This is a genomic window from Pseudomonas sp. B21-059 (assembly GCF_026016285.1).
Lineage (GTDB): Bacteria > Pseudomonadota > Gammaproteobacteria > Pseudomonadales > Pseudomonadaceae > Aquipseudomonas > Aquipseudomonas danubii.
Map to the genome: position 1 here is coordinate 1966413 of NZ_CP087201.1, position 20421 is coordinate 1986833.

The 20421-nt window shown below is 59.8% G+C and carries 20 protein-coding genes; 18 read left to right on the forward strand and 2 right to left on the reverse strand.

Going from position 1 to position 20421, the window contains the following annotated elements; translation table 11 throughout:
- Positions 1–8: 8 nt before the first annotated feature.
- Positions 9–3248 carry a ribonuclease E gene (rne, locus tag LOY69_RS08965; RefSeq protein WP_265074392.1) on the reverse strand — a complete coding sequence of 1080 codons (3240 nt, stop codon included), beginning with the start codon at positions 3246–3248 and terminating at the stop codon, positions 9–11.
- Positions 3249–3963: 715 nt separating this feature from the next.
- Here rne and rluC point away from each other — a divergent pair.
- The 3 genes from rluC to sppA are packed head-to-tail and all read left to right on the forward strand — an operon-like array spanning position 3964 to position 6583.
- On the forward strand, positions 3964–4920 hold the full coding sequence (gene rluC, locus LOY69_RS08970; protein WP_102878928.1) for a 23S rRNA pseudouridine(955/2504/2580) synthase RluC: 957 nt from the start codon (positions 3964–3966) through the stop codon (positions 4918–4920).
- Positions 4910–5572 carry an HAD-IA family hydrolase gene (locus LOY69_RS08975; RefSeq protein WP_110652130.1) on the forward strand — a complete coding sequence of 221 codons (663 nt, stop codon included), beginning with the start codon at positions 4910–4912 and terminating at the stop codon, positions 5570–5572. The genes rluC and LOY69_RS08975 overlap by 11 nt, the downstream gene beginning before the upstream one ends.
- Positions 5573–5593: 21 nt before the next feature.
- Entirely contained in the window at positions 5594–6583 is a 990-nt protein-coding gene (gene sppA, locus LOY69_RS08980; protein ID WP_102863914.1) for a signal peptide peptidase SppA, read from the forward strand.
- 51 nt (positions 6584–6634) lie between these two features.
- Here sppA and LOY69_RS08985 read toward each other — a convergent pair whose 3' ends face one another.
- On the reverse strand, positions 6635–7213 hold the full coding sequence (locus LOY69_RS08985) for a Maf family protein (RefSeq protein WP_265074393.1): 579 nt from the start codon (positions 7211–7213) through the stop codon (positions 6635–6637).
- Positions 7214–7318: 105 nt separating this feature from the next.
- Here LOY69_RS08985 and LOY69_RS08990 point away from each other — a divergent pair, with 105 nt between their 5' ends.
- The 15 genes from LOY69_RS08990 (at position 7319) to LOY69_RS09060 (ending at position 20418) form a co-directional block, all read left to right on the forward strand.
- On the forward strand, positions 7319–7846 hold the full coding sequence (locus LOY69_RS08990) for a YceD family protein (RefSeq protein ID WP_011060115.1): 528 nt from the start codon (positions 7319–7321) through the stop codon (positions 7844–7846).
- Between the two features lie 13 nt (positions 7847–7859).
- A complete protein-coding gene (rpmF, locus tag LOY69_RS08995) occupies positions 7860–8042 on the forward strand; it encodes a 50S ribosomal protein L32 (protein WP_003179396.1) in 183 nt (60 codons plus the stop codon).
- A gap of 3 nt (positions 8043–8045) precedes the next feature.
- Entirely contained in the window at positions 8046–9056 is a 1011-nt protein-coding gene (gene plsX, locus LOY69_RS09000; RefSeq protein ID WP_265074394.1) for a phosphate acyltransferase PlsX, read from the forward strand.
- Between the two features lie 126 nt (positions 9057–9182).
- Positions 9183–10121 (forward strand): ACP S-malonyltransferase, encoded by a 939-nt coding sequence (gene fabD / locus LOY69_RS09005; protein ID WP_102863911.1) that lies wholly within the window; start codon positions 9183–9185, stop codon positions 10119–10121.
- A 16-nt stretch (positions 10122–10137) separates the two neighbouring features.
- On the forward strand, positions 10138–10878 hold the full coding sequence (gene fabG / locus LOY69_RS09010) for a 3-oxoacyl-ACP reductase FabG (protein ID WP_011060118.1): 741 nt from the start codon (positions 10138–10140) through the stop codon (positions 10876–10878).
- Positions 10879–11074: 196 nt separating this feature from the next.
- Positions 11075–11311 (forward strand): acyl carrier protein, encoded by a 237-nt coding sequence (acpP, locus tag LOY69_RS09015; RefSeq protein WP_003175607.1) that lies wholly within the window; start codon positions 11075–11077, stop codon positions 11309–11311.
- A gap of 110 nt (positions 11312–11421) precedes the next feature.
- Positions 11422–12666, forward strand: coding sequence for a beta-ketoacyl-ACP synthase II (fabF, locus tag LOY69_RS09020; protein ID WP_102863910.1), 1245 nt, complete (start codon positions 11422–11424; stop codon positions 12664–12666).
- Positions 12666–13481, forward strand: a complete 816-nt coding sequence (gene pabC / locus LOY69_RS09025) for an aminodeoxychorismate lyase (RefSeq protein WP_110652127.1) — start codon at positions 12666–12668, stop codon at positions 13479–13481. Before fabF ends, pabC begins: the two co-directional genes overlap by 1 nt.
- Before the next feature lie 3 nt (positions 13482–13484).
- A complete protein-coding gene (gene mltG, locus LOY69_RS09030) occupies positions 13485–14660 on the forward strand; it encodes an endolytic transglycosylase MltG (RefSeq protein ID WP_265074395.1) in 1176 nt (391 codons plus the stop codon).
- Positions 14661–14679: 19 nt separating this feature from the next.
- Positions 14680–15312: a dTMP kinase gene (tmk, locus tag LOY69_RS09035; RefSeq protein ID WP_102863907.1), complete on the forward strand. Its 633-nt coding sequence runs from the start codon at positions 14680–14682 to the stop codon at positions 15310–15312.
- Positions 15305–16291, forward strand: coding sequence for a DNA polymerase III subunit delta' (locus tag LOY69_RS09040; protein WP_102878935.1), 987 nt, complete (start codon positions 15305–15307; stop codon positions 16289–16291). The genes tmk and LOY69_RS09040 overlap by 8 nt, the downstream gene beginning before the upstream one ends.
- An 84-nt stretch (positions 16292–16375) precedes the next feature.
- On the forward strand, positions 16376–17167 hold the full coding sequence (locus LOY69_RS09045) for a TatD family hydrolase (RefSeq protein ID WP_102878936.1): 792 nt from the start codon (positions 16376–16378) through the stop codon (positions 17165–17167).
- Between the two features lie 802 nt (positions 17168–17969).
- A complete protein-coding gene (locus tag LOY69_RS09050; protein WP_011060125.1) occupies positions 17970–18608 on the forward strand; it encodes a TetR/AcrR family transcriptional regulator in 639 nt (212 codons plus the stop codon).
- A 138-nt stretch (positions 18609–18746) separates the two neighbouring features.
- Positions 18747–19715, forward strand: coding sequence for a GTP 3',8-cyclase MoaA (locus LOY69_RS09055; protein ID WP_102878937.1), 969 nt, complete (start codon positions 18747–18749; stop codon positions 19713–19715).
- Positions 19716–19815: 100 nt separating this feature from the next.
- Positions 19816–20418 carry a DUF4823 domain-containing protein gene (locus tag LOY69_RS09060; protein ID WP_102863903.1) on the forward strand — a complete coding sequence of 201 codons (603 nt, stop codon included), beginning with the start codon at positions 19816–19818 and terminating at the stop codon, positions 20416–20418.
- Positions 20419–20421 lie beyond the last annotated feature (3 nt).

A 20421-nucleotide genomic window follows, 5' to 3' on the forward strand; every position in this document is an offset into this window, starting at 1 on the left:
CGATGGAGTCAGACGAGAGGTTTAGGCTCGTGCTGTTTCTCCTCGGTGTGGGCTACGTGCTCAACGGCGTGTTCGACGTTGTGCGGAGCCTCTTCCACGGCTGGGGCAGCTTGCTCGACCGCAGGTTCGGCGACAGGCGCAGGTGCTGCTTCGGCTGCTTCGACAGGCGCTGGAGCGGCCTCGACGACCACTGGCGCTTCTACCGGAGCGGGTTCGGCAGCGACCACGGCTTCAACCGGGGCAGCTGCGGCAGCCAGTTCGGCTTCCTTCTGCAGACGCTCGGCTTCACGCTTGCGACGACGCACTTCACGCGGATCGTTTGGTGCGCGACCGTTGCTGGTCAGGGCGCTGGCAGGAGCGGCCTCGATCACTGGAGCGGGTGCTTCGGCAACCACAGGGGCCGCAACCGGAGCAGGCTCTTCGGCCTGGGCTGGTTGCTGGGCAACCACTGGCTGTTCGACAGCTACAGGCTCAGTTGCAGGCACTGGAGTTTCCTGAGCCGGCTCGATGGCCTTTTCTTCAGTCACTGGCGCTGGGGCTACAGGTTCTGCCACAGGCTGCTGGGCAACCACTGGCTGTGCTTCCACAACCACGGCCGGTTCGGCAGCAACTTCAACCTGGGCGGGTTCTGCAACAACCGGAGCCGCTTCGGCTACTGGAGCAACTTCAACCGCTGGAGCTGCTGGAGCTTCCACTGCAGTGTTGGCTTCAACAACAGGCGCTTGCGGAGCCTTTTCTTCAACCGCGGCCGTAGCACGTTCGGCTTGCTGATGTGCTTCGGCTTCAGCGTTGGCGCTGATGGCGGTGCTGGCAACGGCAGCGGTAACCGCGAGGCCGGCAGCCAGGTCGGCGCTGCTCGGCTCTTCGCCGTTCTCTTCCGAGCCTTCGATCACATTGCCGTTGGCATCGCGCTGACGTTCACGACGATTGCTGCGACGACGCTGGCCGCGGGAGCGACGACGTGGACGTTCGCCTTCGGCGTTGTCCTGGCCCTCTTCCTGCAGTTGCTCTTCGTTAGGCAGCACTTCTTCTTCGCTGGCGGCAGCGGCTTGAGCCTGCTCGGCGCGTGGTTGGCGCTCTTCACGTGGTTGACGCGGCTGGCGCTCTTCACGTGGCTGGCGAGCTGGACGCTCTTCAGTCACAGCGGCTGCGGTAGCGGCGGCTGCAGCCGGAGCGGCATCCAGCGGTTCACGCAGTTCGCGAACACGCTCTTCACGTTCGCCACGTGGCTTGCGGTCCTCGCGAGGGGCGCGTGGTTGACGTTCTTCACGAGGTGCGCGTGGAGCGCGTTCTTCGCGGGCTACGCCTTGTACTTCTTCACGGGCTTCACGAACTTCCCGTGGCTGACGCTCTTCCCGTGGTGCGCGTTCTTCACGCGGAGCACGCTCTTCGCGCGGCTTGCGTTCTTCATCGCGGCGACCGTTACGGTTGCGGCTCTGTTGGCGGCCATTGCGACGTTGTTCTTCGTTGCTGCGCGCAGGACGTTCGGTCACTGGCTTCTCGACCACAACTGGAGCCGCTGGCTCTTCCTTGGTGGCGAACAGGCTGACCAGGGACTTCACCAGGCCTTTGAACAGGCTCGGCTCGGCAACAACCGGAGCTGGAGCGGCAACCGGGGCAGGGGCTTCGGTTGGCACTGGAGCGTTGGCGCGGGCCGGAGCGGTCTTCACCGCGGCTTCCTGGCGAACCAGGGTACGGGTGGCGGCGGTTGGCTGAACTTCTTCGGCTTCGGCAGCGGCAGCGGCGATTTCGTAGCTGGACTGGTTGGTGTTGGCTTCCGGGCTGTCATCGCGCAGGCGCTGAACTTCGAAGTGCGGCGTTTCGAGGTGATCGTTCGGCAGGATGACGATGCGGGCACGGGTACGCAGTTCGATCTTGGTGATCGAGTTGCGTTTTTCGTTGAGCAGGAAAGCCGCGACCGGAATCGGCACTTGGGCGCGAACTTCGGCGGTGCGGTCTTTCAGGGCTTCTTCTTCGATCAGGCGCAGGATCGCCAGGGACAGCGACTCAACGTCACGGATGATGCCGGTGCCGTTGCAGCGTGGGCAGACGATGCCGCTGCTTTCACCCAGGGATGGGCGCAGGCGCTGACGGGACATTTCCAGCAGGCCGAAGCGCGAGATGCGACCGATCTGCACGCGGGCGCGGTCGGCTTCCAGGCATTCGCGGACTTTCTCTTCCACTGCGCGCTGGTTCTTGGCCGGGGTCATGTCGATGAAGTCGATGACGATCAGGCCGCCGATGTCACGCAGGCGCAACTGGCGAGCGATTTCTTCCGCTGCTTCCAGGTTGGTCTGCAGGGCGGTTTCTTCGATGTCGCTGCCTTTGGTGGCGCGGGCCGAGTTGATGTCGATGGACACCAGGGCTTCGGTTGGGTCGATGACGATGGAGCCGCCGGAAGGCAGTTCAACCACACGCTGGAAGGCGGTCTCGATCTGGCTTTCGATCTGGAAACGGTTGAACAGCGGAACGCTGTCTTCGTACAGCTTGATCTTGCTGGCGTACTGCGGCATCACCTGGCGGATGAAGGTCAGGGCTTCGTCCTGGGCTTCAACGCTGTCGATCAGCACTTCGCCGATGTCCTGGCGCAGGTAGTCGCGAATCGCGCGGATGATCACGTTGCTTTCCTGGTAGATCAGGAATGGCGCGGAGCGATCCAGAGATGCTTCTTTGATGGCGGTCCAGAGTTGCAGCAGGTAGTCGAGGTCCCACTGCATCTCTTCGCTGCTGCGGCCCAGGCCGGCAGTGCGCACGATCAGGCCCATGTCGGCAGGAGCTACCAGGCCGTTCAACGCTTCACGCAGTTCGTTGCGTTCTTCGCCTTCGATGCGACGGGAGATGCCACCGGCACGTGGGTTGTTCGGCATCAGTACCAGGTAACGGCCCGCCAGGCTGATGAAGGTGGTCAGGGCGGCGCCCTTGTTGCCACGCTCTTCTTTTTCGACCTGGACGATGACTTCCTGGCCTTCGCTCAGGACGTCCTTGATGTTGACGCGGCCTTCAGGGGCTTTCTTGAAGTATTCGCGGGAGATTTCTTTGAGGGGCAGGAAGCCGTGGCGCTCAGAGCCGAAATCGACAAAGGCAGCCTCAAGGCTTGGTTCGATACGAGTGATGCGGCCTTTATAGATGTTGGCCTTTTTCTGCTCGCGTGCACCGGACTCGATGTCCAGATCGTAGAGGCGCTGGCCGTCTACCAGGGCAACACGCAACTCTTCGGGTTGAGTTGCGTTAATCAGCATTCTTTTCATGTAGTACCGTCGGTTTCCGGGCTGCCGGAAACGGCGTTCGGCACACACGACTTCTCACGGTCGGTGTCAGGTGCGTCAGGAGTGGTTGACCACTCGAGTGTCTAGCGAGGTTCGTCCGAATAACTAAGAACGAAGTCGCGACTCACGCGTCCTGCTTGCTGTGGTGACTAAGGCACCGCTTAAGCAAAAGTCTGTCAGGAGGAGGAATCAACCGGCGACTGTGGACGAGATGAAGCGTCTTGAATAAAGCCTAATGCTACACAGTCCGACGGTTGTGCATCTCCACCCTACACGTATCCCTGATAATTCGGGTGCTGCCGCGCGCAGAATCCGCAGCGGGTTGGCATTTACCGTGAACTCCGAAAGGGGAGGTCACGCATCATGGCTAAAGGCGTTGTTTCCGTAACCTTCGCTCGGGGTTGTCTGTCGCCGACTGCACTTTGTGAACTGGCCGTTAATCGCTGCGTAAAAGGCGAGTGATAACTCTGCTTTCTACGGGTTTCAGGCCTCATGTCACCTGCGCTTGTTACAACGTCAAACTCTTCCGGTATGTAGCGAGAGCTGCGTAGGACGGCCTTGCGTCCTTATGAATTGCGTTGGTCAGGGCCGGCTAGTTGCCGCTGTTCCGCTGTCCAGCCGCTTTTGGCGGCGTTCGCGACTATAGCAGCAATCATTAAGTGCTTCAAATCCATAAAAAATTGTTATCATTCGCGCCATGACGACTACTGCCCCCTCGACTCCAGGCGTTCAATTGCTTGAGGTCTCGCCGGAATATGCCGGCCAACGAATTGATAACTTCCTTCTTGCTCGGCTCAAAGGCGTGCCCAAGACCTTGATTTATCGCATTTTGCGCAAAGGCGAAGTGCGAGTGAACAAGGGGCGGATCAAGCCCGAATACAAGCTGCAGGCGGGTGATGTGGTGCGCGTGCCGCCGGTGCGCGTGCCTGAGCGCGACGAGCCGGTGCCGCTGGCGCAAGGTTTGCTGCAGCGTCTTGAGGCGTCGATCGTCTTCGAAGACAAGGCCCTGATTGTTATCAACAAGCCCGCAGGCATTGCTGTGCATGGCGGAAGCGGCCTGAATTTCGGGGTAATCGAAGCCTTTCGTCAGTTGCGCCCGGATGCCAAGGAACTGGAGCTGGTGCATCGCCTTGATCGCGATACTTCTGGCCTGTTGATGATCGCGAAGAAGCGCAGCATGTTGCGCCACCTGCATGCCGCTTTGCGCGGTGATGGTGTGGATAAGCGCTATATGGCGCTGGTTCGTGGTCACTGGGCTACTGCGCTGAAGCAGGTGCGGGCGCCGTTGCTCAAGAGCAATCTGCGCTCAGGCGAGCGCATGGTGGAAGTGAACGAGGAGGGCAAGGAGGCCTTGACGGTGTTCAAGGTGCTGCGCCGCTTCGGTGAGTTCGCCACTATGGTCGAGGCCAAGCCGGTCACCGGGCGTACGCATCAGATTCGTGTGCACACCCTGCACGCCGGGCACTGCATCGCCGGCGACAGCAAGTACGGCGACGATGATTTCACTCGTGAGATTCGCGAGTTGGGCGGTAAGCGCCTGTTTCTCCATGCCTATATGTTGACGGTGCCGCTGCCGGATGGTGGTGAGCTGAAGTTGCAGGCCCCAGTGGACGACATGTGGGCCAAAACCGTGGAGCGCTTGAGTGCACCCTGATTACCAACTGCTGATCTTCGATTGGGACGGCACTCTGGCTGACTCCATTGGTCGGATTGTTGAGTCGATGCACGTATCTGCCGATCGATCCGGTTTTCCTCGGCGTGATGATTTTGCCGTCAAGGGCATCATCGGGCTTGGGTTGCCGGAGGCGATTCGTACCTTGTATCCGGAAATCGACGACGGCCAGTTGGTCGCCTTTCGTCAGCATTACGCGGAACACTACATCGCGCTTGAGGCTGAGCCTTCACCGTTGTTTGCTGGAGTGGTGTCGTCTCTTGAGGCCTTTCGGGCTGAGGGTTATCGGTTGGCGGTCGCTACGGGCAAGGCGCGTCGGGGCTTGGATCGGGTGCTGAAGTCTCATGGCTGGGAAGAGTATTTCGATATCACCCGGGCCGCCGATGAGACTGCCAGCAAGCCCCATCCCTTGATGCTGGAGGAGATTCTTGCTCATTGCGGTGTTGGGCCTCGGCAGGCATTGATGGTCGGGGATTCGTCCTTCGATCTGTTGATGGCGCGTAATGCTGGCATGGATTCGGTGGCGGTTAGCTACGGTGCTCAGTCCATTGAGGCCTTGCAGGCGTTTGAGCCGCGCCTGTCCATCGATCGTTTTCCTGAGTTGCACACCTGGCTCAGTCAGGGTGTCGATTAAGTTTTCGTTGGGGTAGCAAGCATGTCTGATGAATGGAAGGCGCCAAGCAAGGCCGGCGCTGAAGGTGGTGACGATAAAAGCTGGCAGTTGTTGGAAAAGACCCTCCTGGCCAGTGTTCAGGAGCAGCGTCGTTCGCGGCGTTGGGGGATTTTCTTCAAGCTGCTGACCTTTGTGTACCTGTTTGTCGCGCTGGCGTTGTTTACTCCGTTGATGACCATGGAGAAGAGCGCCGCTCGTGGTGGTAGCTACACCGCAGTGATCGATGTCACGGGGGTGATTGCCGACAAGGAGTCTGCAAGTGCAGACAATATCGTCGGTAGCTTGCGCACGGCCTTTGATGATCCCAAGGTCAAGGGCATTGTTTTGCGTATCAACAGTCCTGGCGGCAGTCCGGTGCAGTCTGGCTATGTTTATGACGAGATTCGCCGTTTACGGGCTCTGCACAAGGACACCAAGGTTTATGCGGTGATTTCTGATCTCGGTGCTTCTGGCGCTTATTACATTGCCAGTGCTGCTGATCAGATCTATGCCGACAAGGCGAGTCTGGTGGGCTCCATTGGGGTTACGGCTGCCGGTTACGGTTTTGTCGGTGCCATGGAGAAGCTGGGGGTCGAGCGCCGTACCTACACCTCTGGCGAGCACAAGTCGTTCCTTGATCCGTTTCAGCCGCAAAAGCCTGAAGAGACCCAGTTCTGGCAAGGTGTGCTGGATACAACTCATCGTCAGTTCATCGCCAGCGTCAAGCAGGGGCGTGGCGAGCGTCTCAAGGACAAGGAGCATCCTGAGCTGTTCTCCGGGTTGGTCTGGTCTGGTGAGCAGGCACTGCAGTTGGGCTTGATTGACGGCCTGGGCAGCACCAGTTCGGTGGCGCGGGATGTGATCGGCGAGAAGGAAGTGGTGGATTTTACTGTTCAGGAATCGCCTTTCGATCGTTTCTCGAAGAAGCTGGGCGCCAGCGTGGCTGAGCAGATCGCCATGTGGATGGGTTTTCAGGGGCCAACCTTGCGTTGACTTCGAGTGTGAGTAAAAAGCCGGCCGCAGTGCCGGCTTTTTAGTGTCTGCTCAGGGCACTTCCACGCCTTCGGCCAGTAGCATGTCCACCAAGCGGATCAGTGGCAGTCCTATGAGGCTGGTGGCATCGCTGCCGGCGGTGCTCTGGAACAGGCTGACACCCAGGCCTTCGGCCTTGAAGCTGCCGGCGCAGTCGAAGGGCTGCTCTGCGTGCAGGTAGCGTTCGATGCGGGCGCTGTCGAGGTGGCGCATGTTGACCGTAAAGGGGATGCAGTCCACCTGGCATTGGCCGCTCTTGCTGTTGAGTAGGGCTAGGCCGGTGAGGAAGGTCACGCTCGCGCCGCTGGCGTCCAGCAACTGCTGGCGGGCCTTGTCGAAGGTGTGAGGCTTGCCGATGATGCGCTCTCCCAGTACCGCCACCTGATCCGAGCCGATGATCAGGTGTGCCGGGTGGGTGGTTGCCAGGGCGCGGGCTTTTTCCTCGGCCAGGCGCTTCACCAGCTCTATGGCGTGCTCGCCGGGGCGGTGGCTTTCGTCAATGTCAGGAGAGCTGCAAGTGAAGGGGAGTTGCAGGCGAGAGAGCAATTCTCGGCGGTACGCCGAGCTCGAAGCTAGTAATAAAGGCAGCATGTGCATCTCCTGGGGTGGGGCGGGAATTCTAGCGGGGCTCGCAAGTGACGGACAGGGCTGAATTTCCTTTGACATGGCCGGGGGCATCCCTATAATGCTGCGCCTATGTTGAATGACCCGATTCCACCTCACGTTGACCCGCGCAAATTGGCTGACCGTGGCACCACCCTTCAAGGTGAACTGCTGCTGGCCGATTTGGAGAGACTCTGCGACCCGCTTTCCGACAATGTCGGTACGGTGCAGGCTAAATTCGTTTTCGAGCGTGACGAGCGTAAAGCTGTAGTTATCCACAGCTCCATCGACGTCGAAGTCAAAATGGTTTGCCAGCGTTGTCTTGAGCTGGTCACCCTGCCGATCCACAGCGAGTGCAGTTATGCCGTGGTGAAGGAGGGTGCGAATACCCAGTCGTTGCCGAAAGGTTATGACGTGCTGGAACTGGGCGAAGATCCTTTGGATCTGCAGGCGTTGGTCGAGGAAGAGCTTTTGCTTGCCTTGCCCATCGTGCCTGCTCATCATCCGGAAGAATGCCAGCAGCCGGCGGGGCTCGATGAGCCCGAACCGAGCGAGGACGAGGTAACGCGGTCCAACCCGTTCAGTGTATTGGCGCAGTTAAAGCGTGACCCAAACGTTTAGGAGTTAATCAATTATGGCTGTTCAGCAGAACAAAAAATCCCGCTCTGCCCGTGACATGCGTCGCTCCCACGATGCTCTCGAGGCTAGCACCCTGTCCGTAGAAAAGACCACCGGTGAAGTTCACCTGCGTCACCACGTATCGCCAGAAGGCGTATACCGTGGTCGTAAAGTGATCGACAAGGGCGCTGACGAGTAATCCTTGTCCGCTCAAGTCATCGCGATTGACGCAATGGGCGGGGACTTCGGTCCCCGCAGCATTGTTCAGGCCAGTATTGCTTGCCTGTCTGCTACCCCCTCGCTGCATCTGACCCTGGTCGGTCAACCCTCCCTACTTGAAGAGCTGCTCTCCGGTCATTCGGCCGTGGATCGCGCGCGCCTGACGATTACTCCTGCAAGCGAAGTGATTGCCATGGACGAGAAGCCTGCCCAGGCATTGCGTGGCAAGCCTGATTCGTCGATGCGGGTGGCGCTCGAGTTGTTGCGGGATGAAAAGGTCCAGGCTTGTGTCAGTGCAGGTAATACCGGGGCGCTGATGGCTCTGTCGCGTTACGTACTCAAGACCCTGCCCGGCATCGATCGTCCGGCGATGGTGGCTGCCATTCCCACTCAGCGCGGCTATTGCCAGTTGCTGGACCTGGGGGCCAACGTCGATTGCAGTGCCGAGCACCTGTTGCAGTTCGCAATCATGGGGTCGGTTGCGGCACAAAGCCTGGGCATCGTGCGGCCAAGAGTGGCCTTGCTGAATATCGGTACCGAAGACATCAAGGGTAATCAGCAGGTCAAGCTGGCGGCGAGTCTGCTTCAGCAGGCGCGAGGGCTGAACTACGTAGGCTTCGTTGAAGGTGACGGGTTGTATCGCGGCGAGGCGGATGTGGTGGTGTGCGACGGTTTTGTCGGCAACATCCTGCTCAAGTCCAGCGAGGGGCTGGCCACCATGATTGCTGCTCGTATCGAGGCATTGTTCAGGCGCAATCTGCTATCCCGGGCCGTAGGTGTGCTGGCCTTGCCGCTGATGCGGCGATTACAGGCAGACCTGGCGCCGGCTCGGCACAATGGTGCGAGCTTTCTCGGGTTGCAGGGAATAGTGGTGAAAAGCCACGGTTCTGCGGGCGTTCAGGGGTTCCAGAGTGCGATTCAGCGTGCATTGATCGAAATCCAGGAAGACCTGCCGCGACGCCTGCATGGGCGCCTTGAAGATCTGTTGCTTTAGGCGTTTATCCTGTGGAGTGCTTAAATGTGACCGCTCAGTTCAATTGGCCATCCAACTGTCAGTTTCTTGCGTCCACCGCGGTGTGACGTCAATTCTCCGACGACAAGATCATTAGGGGCTTGTTACATGTCTGCATCCCTCGCATTCGTCTTTCCAGGACAGGGCTCGCAGTCCCTCGGCATGTTGGCCGAGTTGGGCGCGCAGTACCCACTGATCCTCGATACCTTCAAGGAAGCCTCCGATGCTCTGGGCTACGACCTCTGGGCGCTGACCCAGCAAGGTCCCGAAGAGCTGCTCAATCAAACCGACAAGACTCAACCGGCCATCCTCACCGCCTCCATCGCCCTGTGGCGTGTCTGGTTGGCTGAGGGTGGTGCGCGTCCGGCCTTCGTCGCGGGTCACAGTCTGGGTGAATACAGCGCCCTGGTGGCCGCTGGCAGTCTGACTCTGGCCGAAGCGGTCAAGCTGGTCGAGCGTCGTGGTCAGCTGATGCAGGAAGCCGTGCCGGCAGGTCAAGGCGGCATGGCGGCAATTCTTGGTCTGGACGACGCCGATGTCGTGGCGGCCTGTGCAGAAGCGGCGCAAGGTGAAGTGGTCAGTGCGGTGAACTACAACTCCCCGGGCCAGGTGGTGATCGCTGGTGCCAAGGCGGCGGTGGACCGTGCTATCGAGGGTTGCAAGGCGCGCGGAGCCAAGCGTGCCATGCCATTGCCGGTCAGCGTGCCGTCCCATTGCGAGCTGATGCGCCCTGCGGCTGAGCGTTTCGCTGAATCGATTGCTGCGATCAACTGGCAGGCACCGCAGATTCCGCTGGTACAGAATGTCAGCGCCGCCGTGGCGGCTGACCTCGATACTCTCAAGCGCGACTTGCTGGAACAGCTGTACAAGCCTGTGCGCTGGGTCGAGTCGGTGCAGACCCTGGCGAACCAGGGCGCCACCCAGCTGGTGGAATGCGGTCCGGGCAAGGTCCTGGCCGGTCTCAACAAGCGCTGCGCCGAAGGCGTGTCGACCTCTAACCTGAATACCCCAGATGCTTTCGCTGCCGCTCGTGCAGCGTTGGCCTGAACTAGGAGAAGCTTGCATGAGTCTGCAAGGTAAAGTTGCACTGGTGACCGGCGCCAGCCGTGGGATCGGCCAGGCCATCGCGCTTGAGCTGGGGCGTATGGGCGCCACCGTGGTGGGTACTGCCACTTCCGCTTCGGGGGCCGAGCGCATCGCGGCTACCCTCAAGGAAAACGGCATTCAAGGCACCGGCCTTGAGCTCAATGTCACCAGCGACGAGTCCGTGGCTGCGGTTCTGGCCAGCATCACCGAGCAGTTCGGTGCGCCGGCGATCCTGGTGAACAACGCCGGTATCACTCGCGACAACCTGATGATGCGCATGAAAGATGACGAGTGGTACGACGTGGTCGATACCAACTTGAACAGTCTGTATCGCCTGTCCAAGGGTGTTTTGCGTGGCATGACCAAGGCTCGTTGGGGTCGAATTATCAGTATTGGCTCGGTTGTGGGTGCCATGGGCAACGCAGGCCAAGTAAACTACGCCGCCGCCAAAGCCGGTCTGGAAGGTTTCAGCCGTGCCCTGGCGCGTGAAGTGGGTTCGCGGTCGATCACTGTGAACTCGGTTGCTCCAGGTTTTATCGATACCGATATGACCCGCGAGTTGCCGGAAGCACAGCGTGAAGCCCTGCTGACGCAAATTCCGCTGGGTCGTCTGGGTCAGGCTCAAGAGATCGCGCAAGTGGTCGCTTTTCTGGCATCCGACGGTGCGGCATACGTTACTGGGGCTACAATCCCGGTCAACGGCGGGATGTATATGTGAGTCAAATGTGACGGATTGCTTCAAAAAAATGTCATACGAGCTGTCTAAAATCCGTTATAAAGCTGCAATCAATTTATAGGCAGATGGCCAAAGGGTTTGAGGGATGAAGCTTTCAGTTGAAAAGCTGAAAAGCCTTTCTATACACTTACCCACTGGCCAGCTGCCTGAATTTGTCCATTAGGAGTGAAAACAAGGTATGAGCACCATCGAAGAGCGCGTCAAGAAAATCGTTGCTGAGCAACTGGGCGTTAAAGAAGAAGAAGTTGTGAACACCGCTTCCTTCGTTGAAGACCTGGGTGCCGACTCCCTTGACACCGTTGAGCTGGTGATGGCTCTGGAAGAGGAATTCGAGACCGAAATCCCTGACGAAGAAGCTGAAAAGATCACTACCGTTCAAGCAGCTATCGACTACGTTACTAGCCACCAGGCTTAATCGTTTGTAGTCGTCTTTTGCTGTCATGGAAAAACCGCACTGCCGTTACGGCGTGCGGTTTTTTCTTTAGGCCTGATACAAAGTGTCGTCATTAGAAAAAGGAGAGTGCTGTGTCGCGTAGACGCGTCGTAGTCACCGGTATGGGTATGTTGTCGCCACTGGGTACGGATGTACCGAGTAGCTGGCAGGGCATTCTGGCTGGCCAAAGTGGCATTGGTCTGATCGAACACACCGACCTTTCTGCCTATTCCACCCGTTTTGGCGGCTCGGTAAAGGGCTTCAATGTCGAGGAATACCTGTCGGCCAAAGAGGCCCGCAAACTCGACCTGTTCATTCAATACGGTCTGGCGGCCGGGTTTCAGGCGGTGCGTAACGCCGGCCTGGAAGTCACCGATGCCAACCGTGAGCGCATCGGCGTGGCCATGGGGTCGGGTATTGGCGGTTTGACCAATATCGAAGAAACCAGCCGTATCCTGCACGATTCCGGCCCACGGCGGATTTCTCCGTTCTTCGTGCCCGGTTCGATCATCAATATGATTTCCGGCTTCCTGTCCATCCATCTGGGTGCCCAGGGGCCGAACTATGCCATTTCTACTGCCTGTACCACTGGTACCCACTGCATCGGCATGGCCGCGCGCAACATTGCCTACGGCGAAGCCGACGTGATGATTGCCGGTGGCGCCGAAATGGCCGCCTGTGGCCTGGGTATGGGGGGCTTCGGTGCGTCCCGTGCGCTGTCGACTCGCAATGACGAGCCGACCCGTGCCAGCCGTCCGTGGGACAAGGGGCGTGATGGCTTCGTGCTGGCCGACGGTGCGGGTGCCCTGGTTCTTGAGGAACTGGAGCACGCCAAGGCTCGTGGCGCCACCATCTACGCTGAGCTGATCGGCTTCGGCATGAGCGGTGATGCCTATCACATGACGTCGCCACCCGCCGATGGCGCCGGTGCCGCTCGCTGCATCGCCAACGCCTTGCGTGACGCCAAGCTCAATGTCGATCAAGTGCAGTACATCAACGCCCATGGTACTTCGACTCCGGCCGGTGACCTGGCGGAAGCCGAAGCGATCAAGAGCGTGTTCGGCGACCATGCCTACAAGCTCGCGGTCAGTTCCACCAAGTCCATGACTGGTCACCTGCTGGGTGCCGCCGGGGCGATCGAGGCGATCTTCAGCGTACTGGCAATCAACAGTCAGGCCGCGCCGCCCACCATCAACCTGGATGAACCGGATGAGGGTTGCGACCTCGATTTCGTGCCGCACACTGCGCGCAGCATGGACATCGATGTGGTGCTGTCCAACTCCTTCGGCTTTGGTGGCACCAACGGCTCCCTGGTGTTCCGCCGGTTCTCCGAGTGATGCAAAGCTGGGTCGACGGTCGGCCAGCTGACGCGCTGTCGCTCAGGGACCGCGGCCTGGCCTATGGCGATGGTCTGTTCGAGACCATCGCTGTCCGATCCGGGCAACCGCAACTGCTGGAGCGGCACTTGCAGCGTCTGGCCGAAGGCTGCCGACGTCTGGCGCTGAGCGCGGATCAGGCGCTGATTCGCGACGAAGTGCTGGCCTATGCGGCGGCCCTGGGGGAGGGCGTGCTCAAGCTGATCCTGACCCGGGGCGACAGCCTGCGAGGATATGCCGCCGATCCTGCAGGCGCTGCGCGGCGGATTCTCCAGGGCGGGGCCTTGCCGGCTTATCCGGCGGCTCATGCCGATCAGGGGGTTGTGCTGTTCCCTTGCGTCACGCGTTTATCCGAGCAGCCGCTACTGGCTGGCCTCAAGCATCTCAATCGCCTTGAACAGGTTCTGGCTCGCGCTGAATGGCGCGACCCCGAGCACGCCGAAGGCTTGATGCTCGATGGTGCCGGACGGGTGATCGAAGGTGTATTCAGCAATCTGTTTCTGGTCAGTCAGGGGCGTCTCCTGACGGCTGATCTGAGTCGCTGCGGTGTGGCTGGAGTGATGCGCGCTGAAATTTTGTTTCAGGCCGAGTCACAAGGCATTCCCTTTGAAGTGGCGGATATCAGCCTTGATCAACTGCAACAGGCGGACGAGGTCTTCGTCTGCAACAGTGTCTACGGCATTTGGCCAGTGCTTGGCTGCGCCGGGATGAGCTGGTCGGCGGGTGCGCTCACCCGTAAACTGCAGGGCATTACCCGCGCACTACTGGATGCTTGATTCGTGAGACGTAAATTTCTGCTCCTGCTGGAAACCGGACTGGTCCTGGCAGGTCTGCTGCTGGGCGCGAGTGCCTGGAAACTGCACTCGGCCCTGGAACAACCGCTGAACCTGAGTCAGGAGCAACTGCTCGATGTTCCCGCCGGTTCTACGCCCACCGGAACCTTCAATCGTCTGCAGGCTGATGGCGTGATCCGGGACGCGTTCTGGCTGCGCCTTTACTGGCGCTTCAACTTGCCGGGGCAGCCTTTGCACAGCGGCGAGTACCGCATGACACCGGGCATGACTGCCGAAGGCCTGATCGGTCTCTGGCAGCGAGGCGAGGTGGTGCAGTACAGCCTGACCCTGGTGGAGGGCTGGACCTTCCGTCAGGTGCGCAGTGCCCTGGCCAAGAGCGACAAATTGCAACAGACCCTGACCGGTCTCAGCGACAGCCAGGTGATGGAGAAGCTCGGACACGGCGGTGTGTTCCCCGAGGGGCGCTTCTTCCCCGATACCTATCGTTTTGTGCGCGGTATGACCGATGCCGAACTTCTGGAAAAAGCCTACGACCGCCTGGACGATGTACTGGCCAAGGAGTGGAGCAGGCGGGCTGATGATGCGCCTTACAGTGATCCCTATCAGGCGCTGATCATGGCGTCGCTGGTGGAAAAGGAAACCGGCGTGCCCCATGAGCGTGGACAGATCGCGGGGGTCTTTGTACGGCGCATGCAGATCGGCATGCTGCTGCAGACTGATCCTACCGTGATCTATGGTCTGGGCGAGCGCTACACCGGCAAGCTGACCCGGGCGCATCTCAAGGAAGCCACGCCCTATAACACCTATGTGATTGCCGGGTTGCCACCCACGCCGATTGCCATGGTCGGGCGCGAGGCGATTCATGCCGCTCTCAATCCGGTGCCGGGCAAGAGCCTGTATTTTGTTGCCCGGGGTGACGGCAGCCATGTGTTCTCCGATGATCTGGATGCCCATAACAGCGCCGTGCGCGAGTTCCAGCTCAAGCGTCGCGCCGACTATCGTTCCAGCCCGGCGCCAGTAACTGCTCCGGCCGCTCCCGAAGCCGAGAGTTCGGCGCCGGCAGTTGCGCCTCAGGCGGCGCCGGACAGCTCGCCGCCAGCGTCACCCGCGCCGGCTGTGGCTCCGGTGGAGCCCGAACCCGCGCCGAAACGCCCGCAATGACTTTGATTAAGGACTGCCTGTGACTGGCTTGTTTATTACCCTGGAAGGCCCGGAAGGTGCCGGCAAAAGCACCAACCGCGAGTACCTCGCCGAGCGTTTGCGCGCTGCAGGCATCGAAGTGTTGTTGACCCGCGAGCCTGGTGGCACGCCCCTGGCTGAACGGATTCGCGAAGTGTTGCTGACTCCGGGGGAGGAAGTCATGAGCGCCGATACCGAGCTGCTGTTGGTGTTCGCGGCCCGCGCCCAGCACCTGGCCTCGGTGATTCGCCCGGCACTGGCCCGGGGCGCGGTAGTGTTGTGCGACCGCTTCACCGACTCGACCTACGCCTATCAGGGGGCTGGTCGTGGCCTGAGCCTTGCGCGCATCGCTGCCCTTGAGGATTTCGTCCAGGGCCAGCTGCGCCCGGACCTGACCCTGGTGTTTGACCTGCCAGTGGACGTTGGCCTGGCCCGGGCCAGTGCCCGTGGCCGGCTGGATCGCTTCGAGCAGGAAGGCCAGGCGTTTTTCCAGAAGGTCCGTGAGGCTTACCTTAAGCGTGCTGAAGCTGCTCCGCAGCGTTATTTCCTGGTGGATGCGGCGCAGCCACTGGCGCAGGTCCAGCAGTCCCTGGATGCCTTGCTGCCACAATTGCTGGAGCGCGCCCGTGGCTGAGGTCTTTCCCTGGCAGGACGGCCTCTGGCAACAGTTGGCGGGGCGCGCGCAGCATGCTCACGCCTACCTGCTGCACGGCCCGGCGGGAATTGGCAAGCGGGCCCTGGCTGAGCGCCTGATGGCGCGCCTGTTGTGCCAGCGCCCCGACGGGCTGGATGCCTGCGGTCAGTGCAAGTCTTGTCTGTTGTTGCAGGCGGGTAGTCATCCAGACAATTACGTGCTGGAACCCGAAGAAGCGGACAAGGCGATCAAGGTCGACCAGGTTCGCGAGCTGGTGAGTTTCGTGGTCCAGACTGCGCAGCTGGGCGGACGCAAGGTGGTGCTGATCGAGCCTGTGGAGTCGATGAACATCAACGCCTCCAACGCCCTGTTGAAAAGCCTTGAGGAGCCTTCAGGCGACACCGTGCTGTTGCTGGTGAGCCATCAGCCCAGCCGGCTGTTGCCCACCATCAAGAGCCGTTGTGTGCAGCAGGCGTGCCCATTGCCCAGCGCGGCAATGAGTCAGCAGTGGCTGTCCCAGGCCTTGCCTGAATGCACCGAGGAGGAGCGGTTGGAGCTGCTGACCCTCGCGGCGGGATCGCCGCTGGCTGCCGTCGGCTTGCAGGCCCAAGGGGTGCGTGAGCAGCGGGCGTTGGTGGTGGAGGGGGTGAAGAAGTTGCTCAAGCAGCAACAGTCGCCAACCCAGTTGGCCGAGGCCTGGAATGCCATCCCCTTGTTGCTGCTGTTCGATTGGTTCTGTGACTGGTCGAACCTGATCCTGCGCTACCAACTGACCCAGGACGAAGACGGACTGGGGTTGCAGGACATGCGCAAGGTGCTGCAGTACCTGGCGCAAAAGTCCGGCCAGGACAAGGTGCTGGCGATCCAGGACTGGATCCTGGCCCAGCGGCAAAAGGTTCTGAGCAAGGCCAACCTCAATCGCGTGTTGCTGCTGGAAGCGCTGTTGGTGCAATGGTCGGCGTTGCCTACCCAGCGCTGACAGGCAGCGCCTAGAATCAAGCCTGTATCCGGCCGGACTGTGCAGTCCGGCCCTTTCATTTATCGGATGTAGTTGCAGTCTCTTATGCTCGTAGATTCCCATTGCCACCTTGATCGTCTCGACCTTGCCGCCCACGACGGCTCACTGGATGCCGCGCTCGATGCCGCCCGTCAGCGCGGTGTCGGGCATTTTCTGTGCATTGGCGTCAGTGCCGACAACGCGGCGGACGTCAAAGCGCTGGCCGAGCGTTATGACGACGTCGATTGTTCGGTGGGGGTGCATCCGCTGGATGTGCAGCCGGGGGCGGCTCCGGCGCTGGACTGGTTGCTGGATGAATTGAACCACCCGCGGGTGGTGGCCATCGGCGAGACCGGCCTGGACTATCACTACGAGCCGGAAGCGGCCGAGTTGCAGCAGGAGTCCTTCCGTTTGCACCTGCAGGCCGCGCAGCAGACTGGCAAGCCGGTGGTCGTGCATACCCGCGGTGCCCGGGCCGATACGCTGGCGCTGTTGCGTGAAGCTGCATTGCCCAATGCCGGCGTGTTGCATTGCTTCACCGAGGACTGGGACATGGCCAAGGCTGCTCTGGACCTGGGGTTCTATATTTCTCTGTCGGGCATTGTCACCTTCCGCAATGCCGACGCTTTGCGCGATGTAGCGCGGCAGGTGCCTGCCGATCGCTTGTTGGTGGAAACCGATTCACCTTATCTGGCGCCTATCCCCTATCGCGGCAAGCCCAACCTGCCGCAGTACGTACGTGAAGTGGCGGAGTTCCTGGCGATGTTGCGGGGCGAAGCCTATGACGCCTTTGCCGAACAGACCACAGCCAACTTCAAACGTCTGTTTCCCCTGGCGCGAGTCAAGGGCGAGGCCTGAGTCGCCGGTGTGTGGAAGAGCAAATTTCAGGCAAAAAAAACCCGGGTTCTGGGGGGTGAATCCGGGTTAAGACCATTAGGAGTAAAACTAAGGCACGCGGTCCTTCGGTACCTTGATCGGCGTTTCACTTGGGGGAGATGTCCCGCCGACAGTTCAAGTATTGATCACTATTGCATTCAGTCCAGTTGCTCCTGCTCGTTTTTTAAACAAATTTGGAATACGAGCGCTTCGGTTGAGTTCTCATTTGCGGTGTTTTGGGGCTGATTTCGTTGAAAATCCCAAAAAAACAGTCTGTTTTCGCAAAATTTGCACGAATTCGACGATTTTCCCCCTTCGGTAAACACACAAGCTGTTGCAGTTTAGTTTCCCGAGAAGCCTGATCCCCATCAATGGTATCGATACATTCAGACCTTTCACCTGTCCTGGATGGAGCTTTCGAGGCTCATCGGTAATATTTCCTGATGCTGATAAAGGCAACACTCCTGCGAAGCAGTGAAGCAATTGCGACTCATTGCGGTATTTTCGTCGAGTGTGGGGCTGAGGCCGGTATCGAGACCCGATTACAGAAAAATCGAGACTTTACGGTCTGATACGAGGCTTTACAGCTGTCGATGTTTTCTATTTGAACCGCTTGCCGGGCCCGTATTCACTGGATTTTCCGGACGTTTGCGACTCATCTGTGTCTTTTCGTCTCGAGGGCTTTTACGTCAGAAACAGTGGCAACGACGGATGATCCGTGCATTTTGGCGCAAGTTAGGCATAATACGCGGCTTCGATTTTGACCCCGAACAGACCTTTTCTTATGCAAAAAGAACCTCGTAAGGTCCGTGAGTTTCGTCGCCGTGAGCAAGAAATTCTCGATACCGCGCTCAAGCTGTTCCTCGAACAAGGTGAAGACAGCGTCACCGTCGAGATGATTGCTGATGCCGTGGGTATCGGCAAAGGGACCATCTACAAGCATTTCAAGTCCAAGGCGGAGATCTACCTGCGCCTGATGCTCGACTATGAGCGGGATCTGAACGAGTTGCTGCACTCTGCCGATGTCGACAAGGACAAGGAGGCTCTGTCTCGGGCCTACTTCGAGTTCCGCATGCGCGATCCGCAGCGCTACCGGTTGTTCGACCGCCTGGAAGAGAAGGTGGTCAAGGGCAATCAGGTGCCGGAGATGGTCGAGGAGCTGCACAAGATCCGTGCTTCCAACTTCGAGCGCCTGACCCTGCTGATCAAGGGCCGCATCAGCGAAGGCAAGCTGGAAGACGTGCCGCCTTACTTCCACTACTGCGCTTCCTGGGCGCTGGTGCACGGTGCCGTGGCGCTCTATCACTCGCCATTCTGGAGCAATGTGCTCGAGGATCAGGAAGGTTTCTTCCAGTTCCTGATGGACATCGGCGTGCGCATGGGCAACAAGCGCAAGCGCGACCCCGACACTTCCAACAGCTGAGGCATTCGCCCGTTGTATTGCGCCATCGGGTAACTGTATGGCGCGGTGTCCGAGGAATATACTCAGGCATGGGACTTGCTAAAACCTGATTTTTGAGTCAGGTTTTGCCGGTTCTCCCTTCTTAGGCCGGAGTCATCCATGATCGTTGATCGTCAAGGCAGGCGCTTTCGCAACTTGCGGATCAGCCTGACGTCTGCCTGCAACTACGCCTGTACCTACTGCGTGCCCAACGGCAAGCGGCTGGTGGCTGCCCAGGATGAGTTGTCGGCCCAGGCGATGGCCCGGGGCGTGGCGTATCTGATCGAAGCGGCTGGCATCGAGCGTTTGCGCATCACCGGCGGTGAGCCCCTGGTCAGCCCCAAGCTGGAAGCTTTCATGGAGGCGGTGGGGCGCATGGATCTGGAAGACATCAGTCTGACCACCAACGGTCAGTTGCTGGCGCGCAAGCTGCCATTGTTGCTGGAAGCAGGGATCCGTCGAATCAACGTTTCTCTCGACACTCTGGATGCCAAGGCCTTTCGCAGCATCGCCCGCGGCGGGGATCTGGCCACTGTGCTCGATGGCATGCAGCAAGCCCGTGCCGCGGGGTTGAAGATCAAGGTCAACATGGTGCCGTTGCGCGGACAGAACCTGGACCAGGTCATGCCGTTGCTCGATTACTGTCTGCAGCAGGGCTATGAATTGCGTTTCATCGAGTTGATGCGCATGGGCCACCTGGCCAGCGACGGCAATGCTTTCCTGCAGCAGTTTGTCAGCCTGCAGCAGTTGCTGGACCTGATCGGCCAGCGCTACGACTACCTGCAGGCCGACGCGCCACTGGATGCCACGGCCGTACGCTACGAGATTCCCGGGCTTGGCCATTTCGGAGTGATTGCCAACGAGAGTGTACCGTTCTGCCGGACTTGCTCGCGCCTGCGACTGTCTTCCACTGGCTGGTTGCACGGCTGCCTGTCTTCGAGCAATCGTCACTATGTTGGCGATCTGCTGGACAAGCCGCGCCATCAAGCTTTGCCGGCCCTGCAGCGCCTGTTGGTCAAGGCCTTGGGAGACAAGCAGGATGTGGCCTTCTCCGGCGGAGCCACGGTGATGAAGATCATCGGTGGCTGATGCTGATTTTCCGTGAGTTTCCTTCAATCGCGTAGCTGGCGCGGAAGCTGCATCCCGTGGCCATTCGCCGGTTTTCCGTCACCGGATTTTGGAGGGTAGGATGCGTAGCCTGGTTTTGCTGCTGGCCTTTTTGGCACTTGGCGGCTGCATGAATGTCAGTGATATGGGCGAAGGGGTGCGTTATCACCTGAGTGACGCCGGGGTGCTCGACCACAGTGATACCCGCCGTACCAGCTCATTCCGCATTCAGCCGGATTCGTTCATTTTCATCGCCCAGGGGCCTTTCGCTCCTCCAGGCAGCGCGTACCCGCGGCCCAACGTGGTGGCGGAGGAAGCCTTCAACGGCTTTATCGAATATTTCCCCATGGTGCGTCGCGCCCGAGCAGCCGAAGGCCTCAACGAAGCCATGGCCGAAGCCCGGGAGCTAGGCGCGCACTATCTGCTTTACGCCCGTTTTGCCAAGGCGGATGACCGCATCGGCAACTCCGATGAGTGGCTGGATCAGGAAGCCGTGGACCGCCTGGGGGTCGATACCAGTACCATCCAGATCATGCTGATCGAAACCAGTACCCAGTATCTGATCGATTCGGCACGTATTCGCAGTCGTGGCGGTTTACTGACGTTCCACGACAACAAGCCCCAGGATCTGCTCGGCCCGCCCTTGCAGCAATACGCGCGCGGTTTGCTGGGCTTGAGTGACTGATTG

What these genes read in the sequence shown, in the direction of transcription:
- rne (WP_265074392.1), bottom strand. Translation starts at nt 3,248, where the DNA reads ATGAAAAGAATGCTGATTAACGCAACTCAACCCGAAGAGTTGCGTGTT.
- rluC (WP_102878928.1), top strand. Translation starts at nt 3,964, where the DNA reads ATGACGACTACTGCCCCCTCGACTCCAGGCGTTCAATTGCTTGAGGTC.
- sppA (WP_102863914.1), top strand. Translation starts at nt 5,594, where the DNA reads ATGTCTGATGAATGGAAGGCGCCAAGCAAGGCCGGCGCTGAAGGTGGT.
- LOY69_RS08985 (WP_265074393.1), bottom strand. Translation starts at nt 7,213, where the DNA reads ATGCTGCCTTTATTACTAGCTTCGAGCTCGGCGTACCGCCGAGAATTG.
- LOY69_RS08990 (WP_011060115.1), top strand. Translation starts at nt 7,319, where the DNA reads ATGTTGAATGACCCGATTCCACCTCACGTTGACCCGCGCAAATTGGCT.
- rpmF (WP_003179396.1), top strand. Translation starts at nt 7,860, where the DNA reads ATGGCTGTTCAGCAGAACAAAAAATCCCGCTCTGCCCGTGACATGCGT.
- fabD (WP_102863911.1), top strand. Translation starts at nt 9,183, where the DNA reads ATGTCTGCATCCCTCGCATTCGTCTTTCCAGGACAGGGCTCGCAGTCC.
- fabG (WP_011060118.1), top strand. Translation starts at nt 10,138, where the DNA reads ATGAGTCTGCAAGGTAAAGTTGCACTGGTGACCGGCGCCAGCCGTGGG.
- acpP (WP_003175607.1), top strand. Translation starts at nt 11,075, where the DNA reads ATGAGCACCATCGAAGAGCGCGTCAAGAAAATCGTTGCTGAGCAACTG.
- pabC (WP_110652127.1), top strand. Translation starts at nt 12,666, where the DNA reads ATGCAAAGCTGGGTCGACGGTCGGCCAGCTGACGCGCTGTCGCTCAGG.
- LOY69_RS09045 (WP_102878936.1), top strand. Translation starts at nt 16,376, where the DNA reads ATGCTCGTAGATTCCCATTGCCACCTTGATCGTCTCGACCTTGCCGCC.
- LOY69_RS09050 (WP_011060125.1), top strand. Translation starts at nt 17,970, where the DNA reads ATGCAAAAAGAACCTCGTAAGGTCCGTGAGTTTCGTCGCCGTGAGCAA.
- LOY69_RS09055 (WP_102878937.1), top strand. Translation starts at nt 18,747, where the DNA reads ATGATCGTTGATCGTCAAGGCAGGCGCTTTCGCAACTTGCGGATCAGC.
- LOY69_RS09060 (WP_102863903.1), top strand. Translation starts at nt 19,816, where the DNA reads ATGCGTAGCCTGGTTTTGCTGCTGGCCTTTTTGGCACTTGGCGGCTGC.